The 2,821-nt window shown below is 76.0% G+C and carries 2 protein-coding genes; one reads left to right on the forward strand and one right to left on the reverse strand.

Annotation, left to right across the window (positions count from 1 at the left end):
• Positions 1 to 191: 191 nt before the first annotated feature.
• Entirely contained in the window at positions 192 to 2,666 is a 2,475-nt protein-coding gene (locus ACWCSD_RS50975) for an ATP-binding protein (protein ID WP_449926843.1), read from the forward strand.
• Here the strand turns inward: ACWCSD_RS50975 and ACWCSD_RS50980 are convergent.
• Positions 2,650 to 2,817, reverse strand: a complete 168-nt coding sequence (locus ACWCSD_RS50980) for a response regulator transcription factor (protein WP_449926846.1) — start codon at positions 2,815 to 2,817, stop codon at positions 2,650 to 2,652. The genes ACWCSD_RS50975 and ACWCSD_RS50980 overlap by 17 nt on opposite strands.
• Positions 2,818 to 2,821 lie beyond the last annotated feature (4 nt).

Consider the following 2,821-nt stretch of genomic DNA (forward strand, 5'->3'; position numbering starts at 1 on the left):
CCGGGACTGCATGGTGGTTTCTCCCTTTTTCCTGGTCGGCGCCCCGTCCCCCGGGGCGTGACTCCATCTCAGCGCAGCGGCCCCGCCGCGACGATGCCCGTGGGACACCGTGGGACAGCCGGAATGCCGGTGGCCTGCGGCGATTCGTCCCGGTAAGTTTCTTCCGCGACGGGACAGAGAGGCAGGAACGCGTGACTCGACAGCAGACGGCGGACCCCCAGGACGAGCTGGCCACCCGCCTGCGCCTGCTCCAGGAGCTCTCCGGGCACGGCGTACGGGCGCTCGCCCGCGAGACGGGCCTCAGCTCGTCGTCGTTGTCGCGCTACCTCAGCGGCCAGTCGGTGCCGCCGTGGGCCGCGGTGATCGAGCTGTGCCGCCTGGTCAAGCGCGACCCGCGCCCGCTGCGCCCGCTGTGGGACCGGGCGGCCAACCCCCTTCCGGCGCCGCCCAAGACGAGCCGCCAGGTCCAGCCGCCCTCGGCGCCCGCCGGTGCTCCCCGTCCGCCGCGCAACGACCTGCCGCGCGACGTGCCGGACTTCACCGGGCGCGCGGCCCATCTCGACGCCGTGCTCGCCGCGGTCGCGCAGAGCCGGGTGGTCGCCGTGGACGGCATGGCCGGCGTCGGCAAGACGTGCCTGGCCGTGCACGCCGCGCACCGGCTCGCCGCCGACTACCCCGACGCCCAGCTCTACCTGGACCTGCACGGGTTCACCGACGGGCGGGAACCGCTCGACCCCGACCCCGCGCTGCGGTCGCTGCTCGCCGCGCTCGACGTGCCCTCGGAGAAGATCCCGCAGGAGGGCGGCATCGAGCCGCTGGCCGCCTGCTGGCGGGCCGAGCTGGCCGGGCGGCGGGCCGTCGTGGTCCTCGACAACGCCGCCGGCGCCGACCAGGTCCGCATGCTGCTGCCCGGCGCGGGCGAGTCCGTCGCCCTGATCACCAGCCGCAACCGGCTGCTGGGCCTGGAGGAGGTGCCGCCCGTCTCGCTGGACGTGCTCACCCCGCAGGAGAGCGCCGAGCTGCTGGCCCGTGCCAGCGGCGACCCCAGCGGGCCCGACGGGCGGCTGGCCCAGGACCCGGAGGCGGCGGCCGAGGTGCTGCGGCTGTGCGGCCACCTGCCGCTGGCCCTGCGGCTGGCCGGAGCCCGGCTGCGCCACCGGCCAGGTTGGACCGTCGGCATCCTGGTCGAGCGCATGGCCGAGGGGCCGAGCGAGTTCGACACCGCCTTCGCCATGTCCGTACGCCAGCTCGACCGGGCACAGCGCCGCCTGTTCCGGCTGCTGGGCCTGCTGTCCGGGTCCTCCTTCGACGACTACGTGGCCGCCGCCCTGGCCGGGGTGCCGCTGCGCGACGCGCGGGCGATGCTGGAGGACCTGCTCGACGCCCACCTCGTCCAGCAGCCCTCGCCCGGCCGGTACACGCTGCACGACCTCGTCCACCAGCACGCGCGCCGGGCCGCCGAGGAGCAGGACACGCCGGCCGAGCGGGAGCAGGCGCTGGGCCGGGTGCTCGACTACTACGTGCACGCGGCGGCCGCCGCCGACGCCGCGATGCCGTACGAGTCGGGCAGCCGGGCCGCGTCCGCGGGCAGCCCGCCGGCCGCCCTGCCGGCCTTCGGCAGCAAGCACGCGGCGCTGGGCTGGTTCGGCGCGGAGTACACCAATCTCATGGGCGCCTTCGAGGTGGCGGTCGCCACCGGCGCCGACGCGCACGCGTGCGAGCTGCCCCGCTTCATGCGCGCGTTCTTCGCCCGGCGCTGCGGCACCACCCACCTCAACGTGCTCTTCGAACGCTCGCTGGCGGCGGCCGAACGCCTGGGCGACCCGTGGCAGCTCGCCGAGGCGCACAGCGACCTGGGCTTCGCCCGTTACAACGCGGGCCGCATGGCCGAGGCCGGAGCCGCGTACGAGGCGGCGGCCCCCCTGGTGTCCCAGGCCGGCGACGCCCGCTCCGCGGCGGACCTGATGATGCGCCGCGGCTACCTGAGCTGGGACGAGGGCCACGTCGAGGAGCCGCTCGACCTCTTCCGGCAGGCGGCCCGGCTCTACGCCGACGCCGGCTGCCCGACCGGCGCGGCCCACGCCGCCGCCGACGAGGCGTGGGCGATGCTGCAACTGGGACGCCGGGAGGAGGCCGCCCGGCTGGCCCGCGACGTGCTGGCGCGGACGCACGGCGAGCCCGGCTGGCCGGCCACGCTGACCGCCCGGATCACCCTCGGCATGGCGATCGTCCACGAGGAGCCCGGCGAGGCCGCGCAGCACCTGAGCCAGGCCCTGGAGCTGGCCCGCGAGGACGGCCACAAGCACAACGAGGCGTGGTGCCTCAACTGCCTGGGCGTCGCGCTGCGCCAGATGGGCCGCCACGAGGAGGCGCTGGAGAGCCACCGGGAGGCGTTCGCCCTCCTGGACGAGCTGTTCGAGGAGCACTGGAAGGTGCACTTCCTCTACGGCTACGCCGAGACCTGCCGCCTGGCCGGCCTGCCGGAGGAGGCGCTGCGCCTGCACCGCCAGGCCCTCGACCTGGCGCCCAAGGTGGGCGCGCGGCACAAGGAGGCCCTGGCCCACGAGGGCATCGCGGCCGTGCTCGACGGGAGCGACCCGGCCGCCGCGGCCGAGCACCGCGCGGCGAGCCAGGCGATCCGCCGCGAACTCAACCCGGACGCCTGACCTCGTCCCCCTCGCCGGCGGGACGGGCGGCGGTCGCGCGGGCCAGCTCGGTGCGGTTGGCGACCTGGAGCTTGGCGTAGACGTGCGCCAGGTGGGTCTTGACCGTGCCCCGGCTGACGAACAGCCGGGCGGCGATCTCCGGGTTGGACAGCCCC

Source organism: Nonomuraea sp. NPDC001684, from assembly GCF_053596515.1.